The organism is Streptomyces sp. 7R007, assembly GCF_054850255.1.
Genome location: NZ_JBTWMV010000066.1, coordinates 1 through 19,526 on the forward strand (window position 1 = coordinate 1; position 19,526 = coordinate 19,526).

A 19,526-nucleotide genomic window follows, 5' to 3' on the forward strand; every position below is an offset into this window, starting at 1 on the left:
AATCTTTGGGAAGGACCCCTGGTCACCAGCGTTCAGCTGGGGCCAGGGGTCCTTTTGTTTTTACAATGCTTGCGGTACCGAAGACAGGAGTCACCGATGTCCACCAACTCTCCCGACGACCGACCGGAGCGCGACCAGCGGCGACGGGACGGTGGGGACCGAGGCGACCGCGGTGGTTACCGCGGGGACCGAGGTGACCGGGGTGACCGAGGTGGCTTCCGCCGGGATGACCGGCGCGACGACCGCCGTGGTGAGCGTCGCGATGACCGTGACCGTGACCGTGGTGGTTACGGCCGCCGTGACGACCGTGATCGAGGTCCGCGTCGCGACGATCGCGGTGACCGTCCGGCCTTCCGCCGGGATGACCGCGGTGGCGGCTATGGCCGGCGTGACGACCGCCGTGGCGATGACCGCGGTGGTTTCCGTCGGGATGACCGCCGTGACGACCGTCGCGGTGACCGTCGTGACGACCGGCGAGACGGCGACCGGGGCGGATACCCCCGCCGCGACGACCGCCGCGACGACCGCCGTGGTGAGCGTCGTGATGACCGTGACCGTGGTGGTTACGGCCGCCGTGACGACCGTGACCGAGGCTTCCGTCGGGATGACCGTGGCGACAGGGGCGACCGCCCCTCCTTCCGTCGCGACGACCGCGGTGACCGTGGCGACCGCCCCTCCTTCCGCCGTGACGACACCCGCGGTGACCGCAATGACCGCGGCGGCTTCCGTCGGGACGACCGCCGGGACGACCGCCGTGACGACCGTCGCGGTGGGCCCCGCCGCGACGACCGCGGTGGCCGCCCCGGTGGCTTCCGCGGCCGTGACGACCGCCGGGACGACAGGCGCGACGACCGCCGGGACGACCGCCGTGGCGGCGGCCGCTTCCGCGACGAGCGGAGCCGTGGCCGTGACCGCGACCGGGATCGCGACAGGGACCGGGAGCCGATCAAGCGGCTGCCCATCCCCGAGGACGTCACCGGCGAGGAGATCGACAAGGACGTACGGCAGGAGCTGCAGAGCCTGCCCAAGACGCTCGCGGAGGACGTCGCCAAGAACCTGGTGATGGTCGCCCGGCTCATCGACGAGGACCCCGAGGGCGCGTACGGCTACTCCAAGGTGGCCCTGCGGCTGGCGTCGCGTGTCGCCGCCGTACGGGAGGCGGCCGGGTTCGCGGCCTACGCGAACCAGAAGTACGGCGAGGCGCTCGCCGAGTTCCGGGCCGCGCGGCGGATGACCGGGAACGTCGACCTGTGGCCCGTCATGGCCGACTGCGAGCGTGGGCTCGGGCGGCCGGAGAAGGCGCTGGACATGGCCGGCGCGCCCGAGGTGGGCAAGCTCGACAAGGCCGGCCAGGTGGAGATGCGGCTCGTCGCGGCCGGTGCCCGGCGTGACATGGGGCAGCTGGACGCGGCCATCGTGACGTTGCAGAGCCCCGAGCTGGCCTCCCACTCCGTACAGCCGTGGACCGCGCGGCTGCGGTACGCCTATGCCGACGCCCTGCTGGCCGCCGGCCGGGACGGCGAGGCGCGGGAGTGGTTCGCGAAGGCCGTCGAGGCCGACCGGGACGGCAGCACGGACGCCTCCGACCGGCTGGCCGAACTGGACGGTGTCGAGTTCGTGGACGCCCTGGACGAGGACGGGTCGGCGGACGAGGCCCCGGCCGGGGAAGCCGGGGAAGCGGACGACGACAAGGACTGACTCGGCCGAGTGGCGGGGCGGGCTCCACACGGAGTCCGCCCCGCTGTCGTTTCCGGCCGATTCGGACCGACCGTTCAGACGTCCAGCGCCCGCAGCACCAGCCCCGACGCCGGTTTCGGGCCGAACGACGTCGACTTGCGGGGCATCGTCACGCCCTGGCGGGCCAGGTCGCGGACGACCTCCTCGCGGACCGGGTGCAGGAGGACGGCCGTACCTCCCTCGCGTTCGGCCTTCTCGACCGTGGCGGCCGTGTCGTGGATGTAGGCGATGTCGGCCGGGGAGTCCTCGGGGATGTGCCAGACGTGGTCGAGGAGGGCCGTGTGCAGGACCGTTGCGTCCAGGGTGCGCCAGGCTGCCGGGCGGTCCGTGGGGATCGTGCGGGCGAGCAGGGCGGGGTCCGGGCGGTCGACGAGGTGGAAGGCGCCGTCGCCGGCGAGCAGGAACGCGTTGCCCGCGCAGGCCGCGTCGGCGAGCGCCTCCAGGGCCTGGGGGAGGGACGTGTCCAGGTGCCGTACGCGGAACAGGCCGTCGAGGGCGGCCAGGGAGTCGGCGACCGGCAGGCGGTGCAGCAGGCGGTGGATGGCGCGGACCCGGAGCGGGTAGCGGGCCGTGTCGACCAGGAGGACCAGGCCGTAGTCCCACGGGCTGGGGGAGCCGTGCTCCGCGCGTAGACGGCGGTATGTCGCCCAGCGGTGGTGGCCGTCGGCGATCAGGGCCTGGTGCCGGGCCAGGTCGGACTGGACGCGGGCGACCTCGGAGGGGTCGGTGAGCGACCAAAGGCGGTGGCGGTAGCCGTCCTCGGTGGTCGTCGTGAGGAGCGGCGGCTGCTGCGCGACGCGTTCCACGACCTCCGTCGTCGTGGCTCCTGTGCCGTTGCCGCGGTAGGTCAGCAGGAGGGGTTCGAAGTTGGCGGAGGTGGCGCGCATCAGGGCCGCGCGGTCGGCGACCACGTGCGGCATGACGTCCTCGTGCGGCAGGACCACGCCCTCCGACGGGTCCGACACGCGCAGGGCGCCGATGACGCCGCGCTGGAGCATGCCGTCGCCGTCGCACTGCTCGTAGACGTACAGGCCGGGTTCGCGGTCGGCGGTGAGGATGCCCTCGGCCAGCCAGCGGCGCAGGGTGTCGGAGGCCTGTTCGTTGCGGTCGGCGGGCGTGGCGGCCTGGGGGAGGATCAGGCGGACGATGTTGTGCGGATCGGAGTCCTGCAGGTGGTGCAGGCCGTCGGGGCGAACCACGACGTCGTACGGCGGGGATGTCACGGCCGCCAGACTGCCGACCCGGTCGGGGTCGTAGCGCAGGCCTCGGAACGGGGTGAGTTCCAGGCCTCGGCGCGTCCTTGTCTCCGAGTGACCTGCGGTGTTCATCCCGGCATCGTACGTGTGTCAGTGCCATGGGGGATGATCGGAGGAAATCGAGCGGACGAGGAGCGATGTGGAATGAGCCAGAGCGTCAGGACGAGGCCCGGGGGCAGTGGGCAGGCCCTGAGCGAGGCGTACGACACGGCGCTGCTCGACCTGGACGGGGTGGTGTACGCGGGCGGGAACGCGATCGCGCACGCCGTCGAGTCGCTGGCCGCCGCCCGCGCGGGCGGGATGCACCTCGCGTACGTCACCAACAACGCGCTGCGGACGCCCGACACCGTGGCCGGCCATCTCACCGAGCTGGGGATACCGACGGGGGCGGACGACGTCATCACCTCGGCCCAGGCGGTCGCGCGGCTGATCAGCGAGCAGGTGCCGACGGGGGCGCGGGTGCTCGTCATCGGCGGGGAGGGGCTGCGGGTCGCCTTGCGGGAGCGGGGGCTTGAGCCCGTCGAGTCGGCGGACGACGACCCGGTGGCGGTCGTGCAGGGGTACGGCGGTCCCGAGTTGCCGTGGGGGCGGTTCGCGGAGGCCTGTTACGCCATCGCGCGCGGGGTGCCCTGGTACGCGTCCAACACCGACCTGACGATCCCGAGCGCGCGCGGGATCGCGCCGGGCAACGGGGCCGCGGTGGAGGTGGTGCGGATAGCCACCGGCGCCGAACCGCAGGTCGCGGGCAAGCCGTTGCCGCCCATGCACCGGGAGACGATCCTGCGGACCGGCGCCGAGCGGCCGTTGGTGGTCGGGGACCGGCTGGACACGGACATCGAGGGCGCGTTCAACGGCGAGGTCGACTCGCTGCTCGTGCTGACCGGCGTCACCGACGGCGCCCAGCTCCTCGCCGCGCCGCCGCAGCACCGGCCGACGTACGTCGACGCCGACCTGCGCGGGCTGCTGACCGGGCAGCCGGAGGTCACCGAGGCGGGCGAGGGCTTCCGGTGCGGTGGATGGACGGCGACGGCCGGCTCGGGGCGGCTGGAACTCGACGGCGAGGGCGAGGCGCTGGACGGCCTGCGCGCCCTGTGCGCGGCGGCCTGGACGGCGGCCGGAGACGGTGTGTGCGAGCTGGACGCCGGGAAGGCGCTGGACCGGCTGGGGCTGTGACGACCAGGGTTCGAGGAGAAATGCGAGGGTAGGCTAACCTAACTGCGTGTTGGTCGACAGTCCTCCCGAACAGCGCGCGGACACCACCGCAGCGCCTCCAACCCGCCGGGCGATACGCGCGGTTGGGCTGCTCGTCTCCGTGGCGGTCCTGGCGCTCGTCACCCTGGCGAGCATCGCGATCGGCGCGAAGGGGCTGTCGCCGGCCCAGGTCTGGCACGGGTTGTTCCACGACACGGGCACCTACGGCGACGTCGTGGTCGACGAACGGCTCTCGCGGACCGTGCTCGGTCTGCTGGCCGGCGCCGCGCTCGGCCTGTCCGGGGCCGTGCTGCAGGCGCTCACCCGCAACCCGCTCGCCGACCCCGGCCTGCTCGGCATCAACGCGGGCGCGTCGGCCGCGGTCGTGACCGCCACGACGTACTTCGGGGTCACCTCGCTGACCGGGTACGTCTGGTTCGCCTTCTGCGGCGCGGCGGCGGTGGGCGCGCTGGTGTGGTTCCTCGGCGGCAGCCGGGGCGCCACCCCGGTGCGGCTCGCCCTCGCCGGCACCGCGATCACCGCCGCGCTCTACGGCTACCTCCAGGCCGCGATGATCATGGACGACGCGGCGCTCGCCAAGATGCGCTTCTGGACGGTCGGTTCGCTGTCCTCGGCGACGAACTCGACGATCCTGCAGGTGCTGCCGTTCCTCGCGGCCGGCACGCTGCTCGCCCTCGGCCTCGCCCGGCCGCTCAACGCGGTGGCCATGGGCGACGACACCGCCAAGGCCCTGGGCGCCCATCTGGGCCGCACCCGGGCGCTGTCCATGCTGGCCGCGACCGTGCTGTGCGGGGCGGCGACCGCGGCCTGCGGACCGATCGCGTTCGTCGGGCTGATGGTCCCGCACGTCGTACGGTCCTTCACCGGGCCCGACCTGCGCTGGATCATGCCGTACGCCGCGATCCTGTCGCCCGTGCTGCTGCTGGGCTCCGATGTCGTCGGCCGGGTCGTCGCCCGGCCCTCCGAGCTCCAGGTCGGTGTCGTCACCGCGATCATCGGCGGCCCGGTCTTCATCCTTCTGGTACGACGGCGGAGGACGACGCAGCTGTGAGGACCAACCATGCACCGAGGACCGACCGTGCACCGAGGACCGACCGTGTGCTGCGGACCACCCGTGTGGTGCGGACTCCGGGCGGGCTCTCCCTGCGGCTCGACGTCCGGGCCGTCACCGTCGTCGTCCTGCTGCTGCTCGCCGCGCTCGCCGCGAGTGTGGTGCTGATCGGCACCGGCGACTTCCCGATCTCGGCCGGGGACGTGCTCAAGACCCTGCTCGGGAACGGAAACGCGGGCCAGGAGTTCATCGTCAACGAGCTGCGGCTGCCCCGTGTCCTGGTCGGTCTGCTGGTCGGCGCCTCGCTCGGGCTCGGCGGCGCGCTGTTCCAGGCGGTCACCCGCAACCCGCTGGGCAGTCCGGACGTGCTCGGGCTCGGGCAGGGCGCGACGGCCGGGGCGCTCGTCATGATCGTGCTGTTCTCCGGGAGCGCCGCGCAGGTCACCATGGGTGCGCTCGTGGGCGGACTGGTGACCGGGCTCGCCATCTATCTGCTCGCCTGGAAGCGGGGCGTGCACGGCTATCGACTGGTCCTGGTCGGGATCGGCGTCTCCGCGATCGTCACGGCGGTCAACGGCTATCTGCTGACCGTCTCCGACATCATCGACGCCACCCGCGCGGTCGTCTGGATGACCGGGTCCCTCAACGGCCGTGACTGGAGCCAGGTCTGGCCGCTGCTCGGGCTGTGCGCCGTCCTCGTGCCGCTCGTCCTGGCCAACGCGCGCGGGCTGAGGATGATGGAGATGGGCGACGACGTCTCGAACGCCCTCGGGGTGCGCGTGGAGCGGACCCGGGCGCTCATGCTGATCGCCGCCGTCCTGCTCACCGCCACCGCCACCGCCGCGGCCGGCCCCGTCAGCTTCGTCGCGCTCACCGCCCCGCAGCTCGCCCGCCGCCTGACCCGCTCACCCGGCCCGAACCTGCTGCCGTCCCTGTGCATGGGCGCCACCCTCCTGGTCACCGCCGACTGGGCCTCGCAGCGCCTCTTCGGCGCCGACCAGCTGCCCGTCGGCGTGGTCACCGGCGTCCTCGGCGGCGTCTACCTGCTGTGGCTGCTGGTCGGCGAGCGCAGGGCGGGCCGGATATGAAGCGAGCCCAAGCCGGGCCGGACGGGAGCGGCCCGGCCCGCCACGACAGCGGCCCGGCCCACCAGACCACCCGAAGGAGCACCGTGAACCGCCTGTCCGCCGAGAACGTCACCCTCGCCTACGACCAGCGCGTCATCGCCGAGGAGCTGTCGGTGGCGATCCCCGACAACTCCTTCACCGTGATCGTCGGCCCGAACGCGTGCGGCAAGTCCACCCTGCTGCGGGCGCTGTCGCGGATGCTCAGGCCCAGCCAGGGCCGGGTGCTGCTCGACGGGCAGGCGATCCAGTCGATGCCGGCGAAGAAGGTCGCGCGGACGCTCGGCCTGCTCCCGCAGTCCTCGATCGCGCCCGACGGCATCACCGTCGCCGACCTCGTCGGCCGCGGCCGGTACCCGCACCAGGGCATCCTGCGCCAGTGGTCGGCCGAGGACGAGCGGGTCGTACAGGAGTCCATGGCGCAGACCGGGGTCGCCGAGCTCGCCGACCGGTACGTCGACGAGCTGTCCGGCGGCCAGCGCCAGCGGGTGTGGATCGCCATGGCGCTCGCCCAGCAGACCCCGCTGCTGCTCCTCGACGAGCCGACGACGTACCTCGACATCCAGCACCAGATCGACGTCCTCGACCTGTGCGCCGAACTGCACGAGGAGCAGGGCCGCACGCTGGTGGCCGTGCTGCACGACCTCAACCACGCCGCCCGGTACGCCACCCACCTCATCGCCCTCAAGAGCGGGCGGATCATCGCCGAGGGCGCGCCGAACGACATCGTCACGGCCGAGCTGGTCGAGGAGGTCTTCGGGCTGCGCTGCCAGGTCGTCGAGGACCCGGAGACGGGGACCCCGCTGGTGGTGCCGGCGGCGCGCAGGGCGCGGGCCGGGAACCGGAGGGTGGCGGCTACAGAAGCTTCCTGAGCTGGAACAGGTCGCGCAGGCCGGCCTCCAGCTTCACCCGGCCCGAGCCCCAGGCCCGGGCGAAGTTCAGCTCGCCGTTCACCAGGGCCAGCAGGTCGTCGCCCTTCATGGCCAGTCTGATCTGGGCCTTCTCCGGCGCAGGGCCCGGCACGACGTCGTGCACCACGATCCGGCCGCCGGTCATGCGGCCCACGAACGTCACGTCCAGGTCCGTGATGAGGCAGCTCACCGAGCGGTCCAGGGACGCGGCGGCGCGGACGTCCCCCTCGGCGTGCTGCATGCTGTCCGAGAGCTTCTCGAGTGCGGCGCGGCACTCCTCGATCGTTGCCATCGCGATCGACGGTACCCCAGCGGTTCGGGGTAGCGTCTGGGCATGAACGACGCGGTTCCCGAGACGGAGACCACCGAGACGGAGACCGGCGGGGAGACGGCGGAACCGGAGTACGACCCCGCCGCCCCCGCCCCCCTGAACGTGCCCCGCACCCCGACCGGCAACGCCGAGGTCGACGCCCGCCTGGAGCGGCTGGCCGACGCCGACCACCTGACCACGGACGGACACGTCGAGGTGTACGAGGATGTACACCGGGGGCTGCGCGACGCGCTCACCGCGCTCGACGCCCGCCCGCCGGGACCTCCGGCGCCGTCACCGTCGTATCGACACAGGAGCTGAACCGAACGTGGCAGGAGTCGCACGTCGCCGTCTGGACGCGGAGCTGGTCCGCCGCAAGCTCGCGCGCTCGCGTGAGCACGCCAGCCAGCTGATCGCGGCCGGGCGGGTCACCGTCGGCAAGACCGTCGCGACCAAGCCGGCCACGCAGGTGGAGACCGCGGCCGCCATCGTCGTCGCGACGGACGACGGTGACCCCGACTACGTCTCCCGGGGCGGGCACAAGCTCGCGGGCGCCCTCCAGGCGTTCGTACCGCAGGGACTGGTCGTGGAGGGGCGGCGGGCGCTGGACGCCGGCGCCTCCACCGGCGGGTTCACGGACGTGCTGCTGCGGTCGGGGGCCGCGCACGTCGTCGCCGTGGACGTCGGTTACGGACAACTCGCCTGGACTCTGCAGAGCGATGAACGCGTCACCGTCAAGGACCGTACGAACGTACGCGAGTTGACGCTCGATGCGATCGATGGGGAGCCTGTGGATCTTGTCGTGGGGGATCTGTCCTTCATCCCGCTCGGCCTGGTGCTGCCCGCCCTGGTGCGGTGCGTGCAGCCGGACGCCGATCTGGTGATGATGGTCAAGCCGCAGTTCGAGGTGGGCAAGGAACGTCTCGGCAGCGGAGGAGTGGTACGGAGTCCGCAGCTGCGGGCGGAGGCCGTACGGGGAGTGGCCCAGAAGGCGTGGGAGCTCGGGCTCGGGGTGAAGGGTGTCACCGCCAGTCCGCTGCCCGGGCCGTCCGGGAATGTCGAGTACTTTCTGTGGCTGCGGGCCGGTGCACCGGAACTGGACCCGGCCGACGTTGACCGTGCAGTGGCGGAGGGGCCGCGTTGACTCAGAACCGAGCTCGTACTGTTTTCCTGCTCGCCCACACGGGCCGGCCCGCGGCCGTCCGCAGCGCCGAGCTGGTCGTGAAGGGGCTGCTGCGCGAGGGCATCGGGGTGCGTGTCCTGGAGTACGAGGCGGCCGACCTGCCGTTGCCGGACGAGGTGGAGCTCGTCAAGGAGGCGACTCCGCAGTGCCTCGACGGGTGCGAGCTGCTGATCGTGCTCGGCGGTGACGGGACGCTGCTGCGGGGCGCCGAGTTCGCCCGGGCCTCCGGGGTGCCGATGCTCGGCGTCAACCTCGGGCGGGTGGGGTTCCTCGCCGAGGCCGAGCGGGACGACCTCGACAAGGTCGTCGACCGGGTGGTGACCAAGGCGTACGAGGTCGAGGAACGGATGACCGTCGACGTCGTCGTGCACCGCAACGGGGACATCGTGCACACGGACTGGGCGCTGAACGAGGCGGCCGTGCAGAAGGTGTCGGCGGAGAAGCTGCTCGAGGTCGTCCTGGAGATCGACGGGCGGCCGGTCACGGGGTTCGGGTGCGACGGGATCGTCCTGTCGACGCCCACCGGGTCCACGGCCTACGCGTTCTCGGCGGGCGGGCCGGTGGTGTGGCCGGAGGTGGAGGCGCTGCTGATGGTGCCGATCAGCGCGCACGCGCTGTTCGCGAAGCCGCTCGTGACCTCGCCGGACTCGGTGCTGGCGGTGGAGGTGCTGCCGCACATCCCGCCGGGGGTCCTGTGGTGTGACGGGCGGCGGACCGTGGAGCTGCCGCCCGGGGCCAGGGTCGAGGTGCGGCGGGGGGCCGTGCCGGTGCGGCTGGCCCGGCTGCATCACGCGTCCTTCACCGACCGGCTCGTGGCGAAGTTCGCGCTGCCCGTCTCCGGGTGGCGCGGGGCGCCGCACTAGAGCCGGGAGGCGGGGGCCTCGCACGGGAGCGCGCGCTCCCTCAGGGCGTTGCACTCGCCTGGGTGACAGGGCGCCTCGCATATCCCCGCCCCTACCTCGTAAGGTCTTAGCCGTGCTGGAAGAGATGCGGATACGGTCGCTCGGCGTCATCGACGACGCGGTCGTCGAGCTGTCGCCCGGGTTCACCGCTGTCACCGGTGAGACGGGCGCGGGCAAGACCATGGTGGTCACCAGTCTCGGGCTGCTGCTCGGCGGGCGGGCGGACCCGGCGCTCGTGCGGATCGGGGCCGAGAAGGCCGTCGTCGAGGGGCGGATCACCGTCGCCCCGCAGGCCCCCGCCGTCGTGCGCGCGGAAGAGGCCGGGGCCGAGCTGGACGACGGGGCGTTGCTGATCAGCCGGACCGTTTCCGCCGAGGGGCGGTCGCGGGCGCACGTGGGCGGGCGCAGCGTGCCCGTCGGGCTGCTCGCCGACCTCGCCGACGACCTCGTGGCCGTGCACGGTCAGACCGACCAGCAGGGGCTGCTGAAGCTGTCCCGGCAGCGGCAGGCGCTGGACCGGTACGCGGGCGACGCCGTGGCCGGACCGCTGGCGAAGTACGGCGAGGCGTACCGGCGGCTGCGGGCGGTGTCGGCCGAGCTGGAGGAGATCGTCACGCGCGCGCGTGAGCGGGCTCAGGAAGCCGACATGCTGCGGTACGGGCTCGACGAGATCGCGGCGGTCGAGCCGCGGGCCGGGGAGGACGTCGAGCTGGCGGAGGAGGCGGAGCGGCTCGGGCACGCGGAGGCCCTGTCGTCCGCCGCCACGGCCGCTCACGCCGCCCTTGCCGGCAATCCGGAGGACCCCGAGGGCATCGACGCCGCCACGCTCGTCGCGGGGGCCCAGCGGGCCCTGGACGCCGTGCGGTCGCACGATCCGGCGCTGGCCGCGCTGGCCGACCGGATCGGTGAGATCGGGATCCTGCTGGGCGACGTGGCGGGGGAGTTGGCGGGGTACGCCGACGATCTGGACGCGGATCCCCTGCGGCTGGCGGCCGTTGAGGAACGGCGGGCCGCGCTCACCGGGTTGACCCGGAAGTACGGCGAGGACGTCAACTCCGTGCTGGCGTGGGCCGAGCGGAGCGCCGCGCGGCTGACCGAGCTGGACGGCGACGACGAGCGGATCGGTGAGCTGACCGCCGAGCGGGACGCGCTGCGGGCCGAACTGGGCGGGCTGGCGCAGGCGTTGACCGACGCGCGCGCGGAAGCCGCCGAACGGTTCGCGGCCGCCGTGACCGCGGAGCTGGCCTCGCTCGCCATGCCGCACGCGCGCGTGTCGTTCGAGATCCGGCAGACGGAGGACCCCGAGGGCGTGGAGGTCGGCGGGCGCACGGTCGCCTACGGCCCGCACGGCGTCGACGAGGTCGAGCTGCTGCTCGCCCCGCATCCGGGGGCGCCGGCGCGGCCCATCGCCAAGGGCGCGTCGGGCGGTGAGCTCTCGCGCGTGATGCTGGCCGTGGAGGTCGTGTTCGCGGGGACGGACCCCGTGCCGACGTATCTCTTCGACGAGGTCGACGCCGGCGTCGGCGGCAAGGCGGCGGTCGAGATCGGGCGTCGGCTGGCGCGGCTGGCGAAGAGCGCGCAGGTCGTCGTCGTGACCCACCTTCCGCAGGTGGCCGCCTTCGCCGACCGGCAGCTGCTGGTGGAGAAGACCAACGACGGCTCGGTGACCCGCTCCGGCGTGAAGGTCCTCGAAGGCGAGGAACGCATCCGGGAGTTGTCCCGCATGCTGGCCGGCCAGGAGGACTCCGAAACGGCACGGGCGCACGCGGAGGAACTGCTGGCCACCGCCAGGGCGGACGTCTGACGGGCCTCCCGGCGGGCGGCCGACTGCCGTGCGGGCAGAGGCGGTTGCGCCGAGGGTCGGGCGGCACGGCGTGCCGGGCCCGTTCCGGTGCGCGGTGTGGCTGCTTGGCGGCGTGCCCGCGCCCGGTCCGGGCGTGACAGGCGGTGGGCGTCGGTGGACGAACGACAGGGGACCTGTGAGCGGTAGGGCGGTGGCCTTCGGTGTGGGGGCCGGGGGCACGTGCCTCGGCGTGCGGTTGTTGCGCAAGGCCGCTCCGCGGGGGCGGTGGCGGCGCACGAACCATGCCGGGCGGACTGTGGAGTTGTACGCCGGTCCGGCGAGCGCTCTGGCGGTGGCGGCGGCTGCCGCGCGGGTGCGCCCGGTCGCCGGGGCCGCCGTGCTCGTGGCGGGCGTCTGCGGGGCCTACGACGATGTCGCCGGGGACGAGCGGCGCGGGTTCCGGGCGCATCTGGGCGCGCTGCGGCGCGGGGAGATCACCAGCGGGGCGGTCAAGCTGTTCGGGATCTCCGCCGCCGGGCTGGTGGCGGGGGCGCTGATGAAGGAACGGCCGCTCGACAAGCTGCTCGCGGGTGTGGTGATCGCCGGAGCCGCGCACTTCGTCAACCTCGTCGACGTACGCCCCGCACGGGCCGCCGCCGCGGTGATCGCCCTCGGGGCACCGGGCCTGCTGCGGTCCGGCCCGTGCGCCGGGCTCGCCGCGGGGGCCGTCGGGGCCGCCGTCGCCGTACTGCCCGACGACCTCGGTGAGCGCGCGATGCTCGGTGACACCGGCGCGCACGCCCTGGGCGCCGCTCTGGGTGCCGCTGCCGTGGCCGGCAACGGGCGCGCCGGGCTGGTCGCCCATGCCGCCGCCGTGGTGGCCGCGGCGGTGTACGGCGACCGGGTGAGCGAGGCGGCGCGTGCGCTGGGCGCGCGGTGAGCGGACCGGAGCCGGCTGCGCCCCGCCCCGGAACCCTCGCCTCCGTCACTCGTGTGGGTGACGTGCTGTCCATGCCGTAGGCTTCCCCGACCCCTCGGCGTTCCCGGAACGGCCGTACGTGCTGGCATCCTTGGCGTGGTACGGGGAGGAAACCCCGCGGTACACCCCGTCCGCCCGATCCTTCTGTACTTTCTTCGTGACCGCCCGACGCCGAACCAGGAGCCCCGGCCACGTGAGCCTCGTGAGCAGCCACTCACCGCACGGCCAGTCGCCGCTGCGCACCGTGCAGGTGCTGGGCGGCGGCAACGCCGGCAGCAGCGCCCACGTGCGTTCGCTGGCCTCGGGGCTCGTCGCACGGGGCGTGCGGGTCACGGTGTGCGCCCCCGCCGAGGCCGACCGCACCTACGACTTCACCGGCGCCGGCGCCGAACACGTGCACGTGCCGCGCAGCACCGATCCCACCTCCGTCGCCGTGCTGCGCGAGGCGTGCAAGAACGCCGACCTGGTGCACGCGCACGGACTGCACGCCTCCTTCCGCGCCGTGCTCGCCCTCAGCGGCCGCCGCACCCCGCTCGTCGTCACCTGGCACAACCGGGCGCACGCGGAGGGCGCCCGCGCCCATCTGCTGCGCCTGCTGGAGCGGCGGGTCGTCAGGGCGGCCACCGTGGTGCTCGGCACCACGTCGGACCTCGTGGACCGGGCCCGCCGGACCGGGGCCCGGGACGCGCGGCTCGCCGCCGTCGCCCTGCCCGTCCCGCGCCCGTTCGCCGAACACGACGACCCCGACCGGCTGCGGGCCAAGATCCGCGCCGAACTCGGCGTCACGGACCGCCCGTTGCTGATGGCCGTCGGCTCACTCGACCGGCACCGCGGTTACGGCACGCTCCTGGACGCCGCACGCACCTGGCGCCGGCTCGACCCCCAGCCGCTCGTCGTGATCGCCGGCGAGGGGCCGCTGCGGGCCGAACTCCAGCGCCGTATCGAGGACGAGGCACTGCCGGTGCGGATCGCCGGCCGCCGCGACGACGTCGGCGAACTGCTCGCCGCCGCCGACCTCGCGCTGCTGACCAGCGGCTGGGAGTCGCGCTCCCTGCTCGCCCAGGAAGCCCTCCACGCGCGCGTGCCGCTCGTCGCGACGCACGTCGGCGGCACCCCGGAACTCGTCGGCGACGCCGCCGAACTCGTCCCGTACGCCGACTCCAAGGCCCTCGCCGACACCGTCGTACGCCTCCTCGACGACCCCGAGCGGCGCCGGCTGCTCACGGAGCGAGGCGTGCGGCAGGCCGCCACCTGGCCGACCGAGGACGAGACGGTGGCCCAGGTCCTCAGCGTCTACGACGAGCTGACCCAGCCCCGCCCGCTGGTCTAGGGCACGTGCCGGCGGGCCCGCAGGGCCAGGCTCAACGCCAGGACCGTCTGCGGGTCGTCGAGGTCGGTGCCGAGCAACTCGCCGATGCGGGCGAGGCGGTTGTAGAGGGTCTGCCGGTTGAGATGGAGCTCGCGGGCCGTCTCCGCCTTGCGGCCCGCATGCGCCAAGTACGTCTCCAGCGTGGGCAGGAGCGGCGGACGGGAGCGGTCGTCGTGGTCGCGCAGCGGACCGATCGCGCGGTCCACGAACGCCGCCAGGTCGGGGTGGTCGCGCAGCCGCCACAGCAGCAGGTCGATGTCGAGGCGCCGGGCGTCGTACCACGGGCGGTCCGTCAGCCCCTGGGCCGCGGTCGCCGTCTCCGCCGCGTGCCTCAGGCCCGCCGAGGCCGCCGTCCAGCCGCCGGCCACCCCGACGACCACGACCGGCGGCTGCGCCCCCGGCCGCTGCATGCCGGCCCGCTCCACGCCCGCCCGCAGCGCCGCCGCCACCCGGTCCGCCACCGCCGGGCGCTCCGTCTCCGCCCGCAGGCCCAGCAGCACCAGCACGCGGCCCTCGACCGGCCGTACCCCCAGCAGCACCGGCACCCCCACCGAGGCCAGCTCCTCCGAGACCGCGCGCGCCAGCACCGCCCAGCCCCCGCCCGGCGACAGCGTGTCGCCCAGCCGCATCACGACCGGCAGCAGCGGAGCGGCGCCCGGCCTGAAGCCCAGCACGCGCGCCTGCGCCGGCGCGTCCTCCGCGGCGATCCGGCCCTCGGCGAGGTCGGTCAGGAAGTCGCCGCGCCCGCGCGCGGCCAGCTCCTCCTCCTGCCGTGCCTGCATCAGCACCACGGCGAGGATGCCCGCGGCCCGCTCCGCCGCCATCCGGTGCACCGGGGCGAGCGGCGCCCGCACGGGCAGCAGCACCAGCCGCGCCCGCACCGACGCCGTGCCGGGGCCGCCCCCGGGCACGTCCACGAGCACCGACCCGGCCGGTGGCGTGTCCTTGTGCTGTCCCCGCAGCCCCTCCCACACCTGGAGCGGGTCCGCGCCCTCGGGCCCGGCGCCGGCGGCGTACAGCAGCTGTCCGTCGGTGGTCTCCAGGAACACCGGGTTGCCGCCGAAGTCGGCCAGGATGCCCAGCACCTGCGGCACCCCGCCGCCGCCCAGCAGGGCCTGGGTGCAGCGCCGGTGCACCTCCTCGGCGCGCTGCAGCAGCGCGTAGTGGCCGTTGACGATCTCGGTGTGGATCTCCTCCGTGACCGCCACGAAGGGCACCTCGCGGTGCAGCTGGACCAGCGGCAGACCCGCCGTGCGGGCCGTGTCCACGAGGGCGGCCGGCAGCCGGGCGAAGCGCGGCCCGAGCTCCACGACGAGCGCGGCGATGCCCCGCTCGGCCAGCGTGCGCACGAACGCCCGCTGGTCGGCCGGGCGGGTGCCGAGCCCGTAGCCCGTGGTCAGCAGCAGCTCGCCGCCCTTGAGCAGGGACGCGATGTTCGGCACCTCGCCGGCGTGCACCCAGCGCACGGTGCGGCCCAGCCGGTCGGCGCCGGCGAGCACCTCGGGCAGGCCGCTGCGCAGACCGGGCAGTTCCAGTGCTCGCCGCACGGTGATCCCGGCGCCCTGGGTGTCGTATCCGCTGTCCGAACCGCTGTCCATGAGCCGGACGCTACCCGGGCACCCTCGGCGAGAGCATCTCCGGCCCGGCCGGGCGGTCAGGTGGCCGGGCCGCCGTCCAGCAGGCCCGTGAGGCGGTCGCGGTGGTGCTCGGCCGCGCGGCGTTGTCCGGCCGGTGCGTCGGCGTGGTCGCCGAGCCAGGAGTCCAGGCCGTCCCGGGCGCGGCGGGCCTGGTCGGCCTGGTGGCGGCCGGAGACGTGCTGCAGGCGGTGGGCGACCTGGAGGAGCAGCGGGTGGCGGGTGCCGTGACGGCGGCCCTGGCGCACCTCCAGCCAGTCCAGCGCGAGATCGAGCACCTGCCCCACCGCCTCCGTGTCGGGCAGGTGGCCGTCGCGCAACAGGGCCTCCAGCAGCTTGCCGGAGTCGTCGTTGCGCTCGAAGCCCGGCCGGAACCGGTGCAGCACCACCTCGGTCGCCCTGCGGCGCGCCGCGGGCGTCAGGCCACGGCTGCCGAGGAGCAGGCACAGCGGGCCGACCGCCTTGCCGGAACCGTCGTACGCGGCACACCAGTCCAGGCACGCGGTGTGCAGCCGCTCCAGGATCCCGTCCTCCAGCTCGTCGCTGCCCTCCAGCATGAGCGTCAGGGCGCGCATGACGTCCAGGCCGGTCGTCGGCGGGGTCTCCTGCAGCAGGTCGCAGGCGCGGCCGACGTAGCGGTTCCACTCGGGGCGGATCACGGCCCGGTGCTCGGCGAGCGCGTGGGTCAGCGAGCGCTTGGTCCCCGCGCTGGTCACCAGGACCCGCAGCGACAGGCTCCGCACGGCGCGCGGGGCGAGCAGCCCGCGTTCGGCGGGGCTCGTCAGCGCGCACTTCAGCGCGGTGGTCAGCAGCATCGGCGCGCCGGGCGCCCCGGGGTGGGCGTCCAGCCAGGCAAGCGTGGCCTCCAGGGCTGGCCCGTGCTCGGCGGGCGAGAGGTCCCGGCGCTGGAAGAACGAGGTGAGCGGATAGGCGAGGTGCTCGCTGAAGCGCTCCGGCGTCAGCTGGTCGAACAGCGCCGCCATCACCCCGGCCCGCAGGTCGTCGTCGAGCCGTGGCTTGTGCAGCAGCGGCGGCAGCAGCGCGCGGGCCACCGTCGGCTCGGGCTGCCGCTCCACCAGCTTCAGCGCCCGCCAGGCGTGCTGGTGGAGCAGGTCGTGGTCGTCGTCGAGCAGACGCGTGTGCAACAGCGCACTGAGCACGTCCCGCACGCTCTGCCCGGTCCCGTCGTGCCGGGCCAGCCAGTCCACGGCCAGGCCGGCGAGCCGCCGCTGCTCGTCCTCGGTCAGCGCGGCGTTGGTGCGGTGGCCCGACTTGCGGGAGTTGGTCAGCAGCAGGGGCAGCACCATGCCGAGTTCCAGGTCCCGGTCGGCGTTCGCCTCCAGCCAGTTCCAGCCCGCCTGCACGGCCCGGGGCAGGGTGTCCCGGCCCGGCAGCTGGCCCGTGATCAACTCCTTGAGCACATACGCCGCCTCGGGGCGCAGCCCGTGCCCCTCCTCGCTCAGCAGCCAGGCCAGGGAGTCCCTGACGGCCTGGTCGAAGACGTCCTTGGGCAGGTCGCGGTGGCGCCGGTTGCGCACCAGCACCGGCTCGTACGCGTAGCTGGCCTGCGCCGGATCGCCGGGCGCCACCCGGTCCAGCAGCAGCCGCGCCGTGCGCTCCAGGGCGGGGCCCGTCAGCTCCGGGCGCATGACCAGCGGCGCGGCGACGAAGCCGGCCTCGCGCGTGGTGCCGTACCGGCGCAGCCAGCGCAGTGCCCAGCCGACGAGCCGGGGGAGGCGCGGATCGGCCCTCGGCAGGCCGCGTTTGCGGGGGTCGAGCAGGGGCCGCAGCGGCAGCGAGGCGATGTGGCGGTGGGCGTGGCGGGCGAGCCACTCGTGGGCGAGCTCCTCGGTCCGCCGGCGGGTCGCCGGGTCGACGCGCGCGGCCGTGAGGATCTGGTGGAAGACGATCGCGGTCCGCGGATCGAAGGGGTGCTCCTCGGCCTGGCCCAGCAGGTAGGGCAGACAGACCTCGCTCGGCAGGTGCCGTGCGGCCGTCATGACCGCGTCGAAGGCGCCCGGCCTGCGGTGGTACTCCGCCAGCCACGGCCGGGCCAGCTCCCGGGCCGCGACCGCCCGCCAGGTGCGGCGCTTGAGGAGGGCCTGCAGCACCTCGCCCCGCCCGTCGGGGTCGGTCAGCACCAGCTCCCGCAGCCGCTCCGGCCGCGCCGCGCACCAGTCCCCGACGGTCTGCGTGATCCGGTCGCCCAGCGGGGCGTCGAGGGTGGAGGCGAGGCGGTCCACCGAGGTGACGACCCGCAGCAGCGAGGCGCTGTCGGTCAGGGCGGTGTCCAGGACGCGGCGCAGACCGGTGCCGTTCAGCCGGGCGCCGTCGGCCTCGGTCACGCCGTGGGCGAGCAGCAGGTCGGCGTAGTGGTCGTGCTTGGGCGAGAGCCGGTCGTCCTGCTGGTGGATCAGGCCGCTGGCCTCCAGCTGCAGGATCGTCGCCACGCCCTGCTCCCGGCGCTCGCGGTCGGCGGGGTCCTGGCTGTCCGGCGCGAAGAAGTCCAGCGCCACGTGCAGCGGGCAGGGAGCGTGGGCGGTGATCAGGGCCACCGCCGTCGTGACCGGGGCGGGGCCGTGCTTCCAGGACACCGCGGGCACCCCGGCGGCGTCGAGGAGCGTGCGGATCCAGCTGCGGAAGTCGGGGGCGGCATGCGGGTCGGCGCCTCCCAGGTCGACGCCGTTGAGCGCGAGGTCGTCGCAGTACGAGGCGTACAGCTGGATCTCGGTGGGCGAACCGCCGCACAGGTCCCGCACGTACGACTCGCCCTTCTGGTCCACGGCGTTCGGTGCGACGACCGGCACCATCTCCCGGCAGATGGCGCTGTGGTACGGCGTGTCCCAGCGGACGCGGATCTCCTCGAAGGTGGTCTGCGGGCTCAGCGGCTCGCTCTCCAGGTCTTTCAGCCGCAGCCGCCGCGCACCCGTCAGCACCGCGAGCCGCACGTTCTCCGCCCGGGCGTCGTAGCACAGCTCGCGGAAGGTCTCACCGGGCTCGGCGATCCAGTCGACGTCGTCGGCGACGACCAGCACCCGGTCCGCCAGCTCCCGCACGCTCTCCCAGACCGCCGTCAGGGACGTCTCCCGGGTGAGGTGGACGACCAGCCAGCCCCGGGCGTCGGCCAGCTCCGCGGTCTCCAGGCACAGCCGTGACTTGCCCGCCCCCGGCTCCCCGGTCAGGACGACCCCGGCGGGCAGGCCGCGCCGGTCGGCCAGCGCGGTCAGCCGGTCCAGGACGTTCTCGGGCGAGCTGGCGTCCTCGGGGTCGACGAACGGTGCCTTCCCCTTGAACAGCGCCTCCTGCCGGTCCCGGTACTCGTCCTTGCGCACATGGTGCGGCTGGAGCGTCCCGCCGGTGCGGTCCCAGCCGACGGGCAACGCCGGCGCGGGACGCGGGTCGACGCCCTCGGCCCGCAGCAGCGCCTCCCACTCCTCGTCGTCGACCTGGTCGAGGGCGGTGACCTGGTGCATGCCGGGCCCGGTGGCGTGGACGTGGCTGCGGAAGACGGCGACGAGGAGCCCGGTGTCCTCGGTGATCACGGCCGCGCCGGACATGCCCTTCCAGGGGCTGTCGCCCGGTGCCGTCGGGGCGGGCGGCGCGTCGTGGATGTGGACGCGCAGCATGCCGTGCGGCCCCTCCTCCGCGCTGTGCACCGAGCAGCGCACCGACGCCCGGCCGCGCACGCTCCGCGTCCGCCCGTCCGCGCCGGACGTGAGGATCTCGGCGTACTTGGGGTGTCCCAGGGCCCGCGCGGCGATCTCGGCCGCCCGGTCGCGCCGTACGCCGCCCAGCCGTATCGGGGACACGCGCGTGTCGGGCGGCGTGTCGAACCGGAGCAGCGCCAGGTCCCGCACCGGGTCCCGCCACACGGGCGTCACCGGGCGGAAGTCGCCGTCTCCGCCGAGGTCGGCCTCGACGTCCCCGGTGCCGTCCAGGACGTGACAGGCGGTCAGGACGAGCCGGTCGGATATCCGGTAGCCGGTGCCGAGCCGGGCCCGGTCGGGGGCGGCGAGCAGGGCGCCGACGACCTGCGCGACGCGGGACACGTCCCGGTCGGGCGTCACCACCGCCC

General features: G+C 74.4%; 16 protein-coding genes. 12 read left to right on the forward strand and 4 right to left on the reverse strand.

Going from position 1 to position 19,526, the window contains the following annotated elements:
- Positions 1-1,063 (forward strand): hypothetical protein (locus ACYF6T_RS40345; protein WP_461702963.1); only part of this gene is annotated, 1,063 nt, incomplete at its 5' end.
- The gene (locus ACYF6T_RS40350) at positions 955-1,698 is read left to right on the forward strand and encodes a hypothetical protein (protein ID WP_461702964.1); all 744 of its coding nucleotides are present in this window, start codon (positions 955-957) and stop codon (positions 1,696-1,698) included. The genes ACYF6T_RS40345 and ACYF6T_RS40350, both read left to right, overlap by 109 nt.
- A gap of 74 nt (positions 1,699-1,772) precedes the next feature.
- On the opposite strand, the gene ACYF6T_RS40355 is transcribed toward ACYF6T_RS40350, so the two are convergent.
- Entirely contained in the window at positions 1,773-3,065 is a 1,293-nt protein-coding gene (locus tag ACYF6T_RS40355) for a DUF1015 domain-containing protein (protein WP_461702942.1), read from the reverse strand.
- 72 nt (positions 3,066-3,137) lie between these two features.
- Between ACYF6T_RS40355 and ACYF6T_RS40360 the strand changes: the two genes are divergently transcribed.
- From ACYF6T_RS40360 to ACYF6T_RS40375, 4 genes are read left to right on the forward strand one after another with little or no spacing between them, the layout of a single operon-like run.
- Positions 3,138-4,166 carry an HAD hydrolase-like protein gene (locus ACYF6T_RS40360; RefSeq protein ID WP_461702943.1) on the forward strand — a complete coding sequence of 343 codons (1,029 nt, stop codon included), beginning with the start codon at positions 3,138-3,140 and terminating at the stop codon, positions 4,164-4,166.
- A 46-nt stretch (positions 4,167-4,212) separates the two neighbouring features.
- Positions 4,213-5,256: a FecCD family ABC transporter permease gene (locus tag ACYF6T_RS40365; RefSeq protein ID WP_461702944.1), complete on the forward strand. Its 1,044-nt coding sequence runs from the start codon at positions 4,213-4,215 to the stop codon at positions 5,254-5,256.
- 50 nt (positions 5,257-5,306) lie between these two features.
- Positions 5,307-6,344, forward strand: coding sequence for a FecCD family ABC transporter permease (locus ACYF6T_RS40370; RefSeq protein ID WP_461702965.1), 1,038 nt, complete (start codon positions 5,307-5,309; stop codon positions 6,342-6,344).
- Positions 6,341-7,252 carry an ABC transporter ATP-binding protein gene (locus tag ACYF6T_RS40375; protein ID WP_461702945.1) on the forward strand — a complete coding sequence of 304 codons (912 nt, stop codon included), beginning with the start codon at positions 6,341-6,343 and terminating at the stop codon, positions 7,250-7,252. The genes ACYF6T_RS40370 and ACYF6T_RS40375 overlap by 4 nt, the downstream gene beginning before the upstream one ends.
- Here the strand turns inward: ACYF6T_RS40375 and ACYF6T_RS40380 are convergent.
- Positions 7,236-7,583: a sterol-binding protein gene (locus tag ACYF6T_RS40380; RefSeq protein WP_461702946.1), complete on the reverse strand. Its 348-nt coding sequence runs from the start codon at positions 7,581-7,583 to the stop codon at positions 7,236-7,238. The two genes, ACYF6T_RS40375 and ACYF6T_RS40380, sit on opposite strands and share 17 nt — an antisense overlap.
- A 42-nt stretch (positions 7,584-7,625) precedes the next feature.
- Here ACYF6T_RS40380 and ACYF6T_RS40385 point away from each other — a divergent pair, with 42 nt between their 5' ends.
- From ACYF6T_RS40385 to ACYF6T_RS40410, 6 genes are all read left to right on the forward strand, one after another.
- A complete protein-coding gene (locus tag ACYF6T_RS40385; RefSeq protein ID WP_461702947.1) occupies positions 7,626-7,922 on the forward strand; it encodes a hypothetical protein in 297 nt (98 codons plus the stop codon).
- A gap of 7 nt (positions 7,923-7,929) precedes the next feature.
- On the forward strand, positions 7,930-8,745 hold the full coding sequence (locus ACYF6T_RS40390) for a TlyA family RNA methyltransferase (RefSeq protein ID WP_461702948.1): 816 nt from the start codon (positions 7,930-7,932) through the stop codon (positions 8,743-8,745).
- Complete coding sequence (locus tag ACYF6T_RS40395; RefSeq protein ID WP_461702949.1) at positions 8,742-9,647, forward strand: NAD kinase; 906 nt, start codon at positions 8,742-8,744, stop codon at positions 9,645-9,647. The genes ACYF6T_RS40390 and ACYF6T_RS40395 overlap by 4 nt, the downstream gene beginning before the upstream one ends.
- A gap of 124 nt (positions 9,648-9,771) precedes the next feature.
- A complete protein-coding gene (gene recN, locus ACYF6T_RS40400) occupies positions 9,772-11,490 on the forward strand; it encodes a DNA repair protein RecN (RefSeq protein ID WP_461702966.1) in 1,719 nt (572 codons plus the stop codon).
- Between the two features lie 190 nt (positions 11,491-11,680).
- Entirely contained in the window at positions 11,681-12,409 is a 729-nt protein-coding gene (locus ACYF6T_RS40405) for a hypothetical protein (protein WP_461702967.1), read from the forward strand.
- A 232-nt stretch (positions 12,410-12,641) separates the two neighbouring features.
- Positions 12,642-13,778, forward strand: a complete 1,137-nt coding sequence (locus ACYF6T_RS40410) for a glycosyltransferase family 4 protein (protein ID WP_461702950.1) — start codon at positions 12,642-12,644, stop codon at positions 13,776-13,778.
- Here ACYF6T_RS40410 and ACYF6T_RS40415 read toward each other — a convergent pair.
- Both ACYF6T_RS40415 and ACYF6T_RS40420 read right to left on the reverse strand, forming a co-directional pair.
- Entirely contained in the window at positions 13,775-15,415 is a 1,641-nt protein-coding gene (locus ACYF6T_RS40415; protein ID WP_461702951.1) for a PucR family transcriptional regulator, read from the reverse strand. The two genes, ACYF6T_RS40410 and ACYF6T_RS40415, sit on opposite strands and share 4 nt — an antisense overlap.
- A gap of 56 nt (positions 15,416-15,471) precedes the next feature.
- Positions 15,472-19,521 carry a trypsin-like peptidase domain-containing protein gene (locus ACYF6T_RS40420; protein ID WP_461702952.1) on the reverse strand — a complete coding sequence of 1,350 codons (4,050 nt, stop codon included), beginning with the start codon at positions 19,519-19,521 and terminating at the stop codon, positions 15,472-15,474.
- Positions 19,522-19,526: the final 5 nt, after the last annotated feature.

Bases quoted from the DNA above. Each gene is read 5' to 3' on its own strand.
- ACYF6T_RS40380 (WP_461702946.1), bottom strand. From the start codon at position 7,583: ATGGCAACGATCGAGGAGTGCCGCGCCGCACTCGAGAAGCTCTCGGAC.
- ACYF6T_RS40360 (WP_461702943.1), top strand. From the start codon at position 3,138: ATGAGCCAGAGCGTCAGGACGAGGCCCGGGGGCAGTGGGCAGGCCCTG.
- ACYF6T_RS40355 (WP_461702942.1), bottom strand. From the start codon at position 3,065: ATGAACACCGCAGGTCACTCGGAGACAAGGACGCGCCGAGGCCTGGAA.
- ACYF6T_RS40415 (WP_461702951.1), bottom strand. From the start codon at position 15,415: ATGGACAGCGGTTCGGACAGCGGATACGACACCCAGGGCGCCGGGATC.
- ACYF6T_RS40385 (WP_461702947.1), top strand. From the start codon at position 7,626: ATGAACGACGCGGTTCCCGAGACGGAGACCACCGAGACGGAGACCGGC.
- recN (WP_461702966.1), top strand. From the start codon at position 9,772: ATGCGGATACGGTCGCTCGGCGTCATCGACGACGCGGTCGTCGAGCTG.
- ACYF6T_RS40375 (WP_461702945.1), top strand. From the start codon at position 6,341: ATGAAGCGAGCCCAAGCCGGGCCGGACGGGAGCGGCCCGGCCCGCCAC.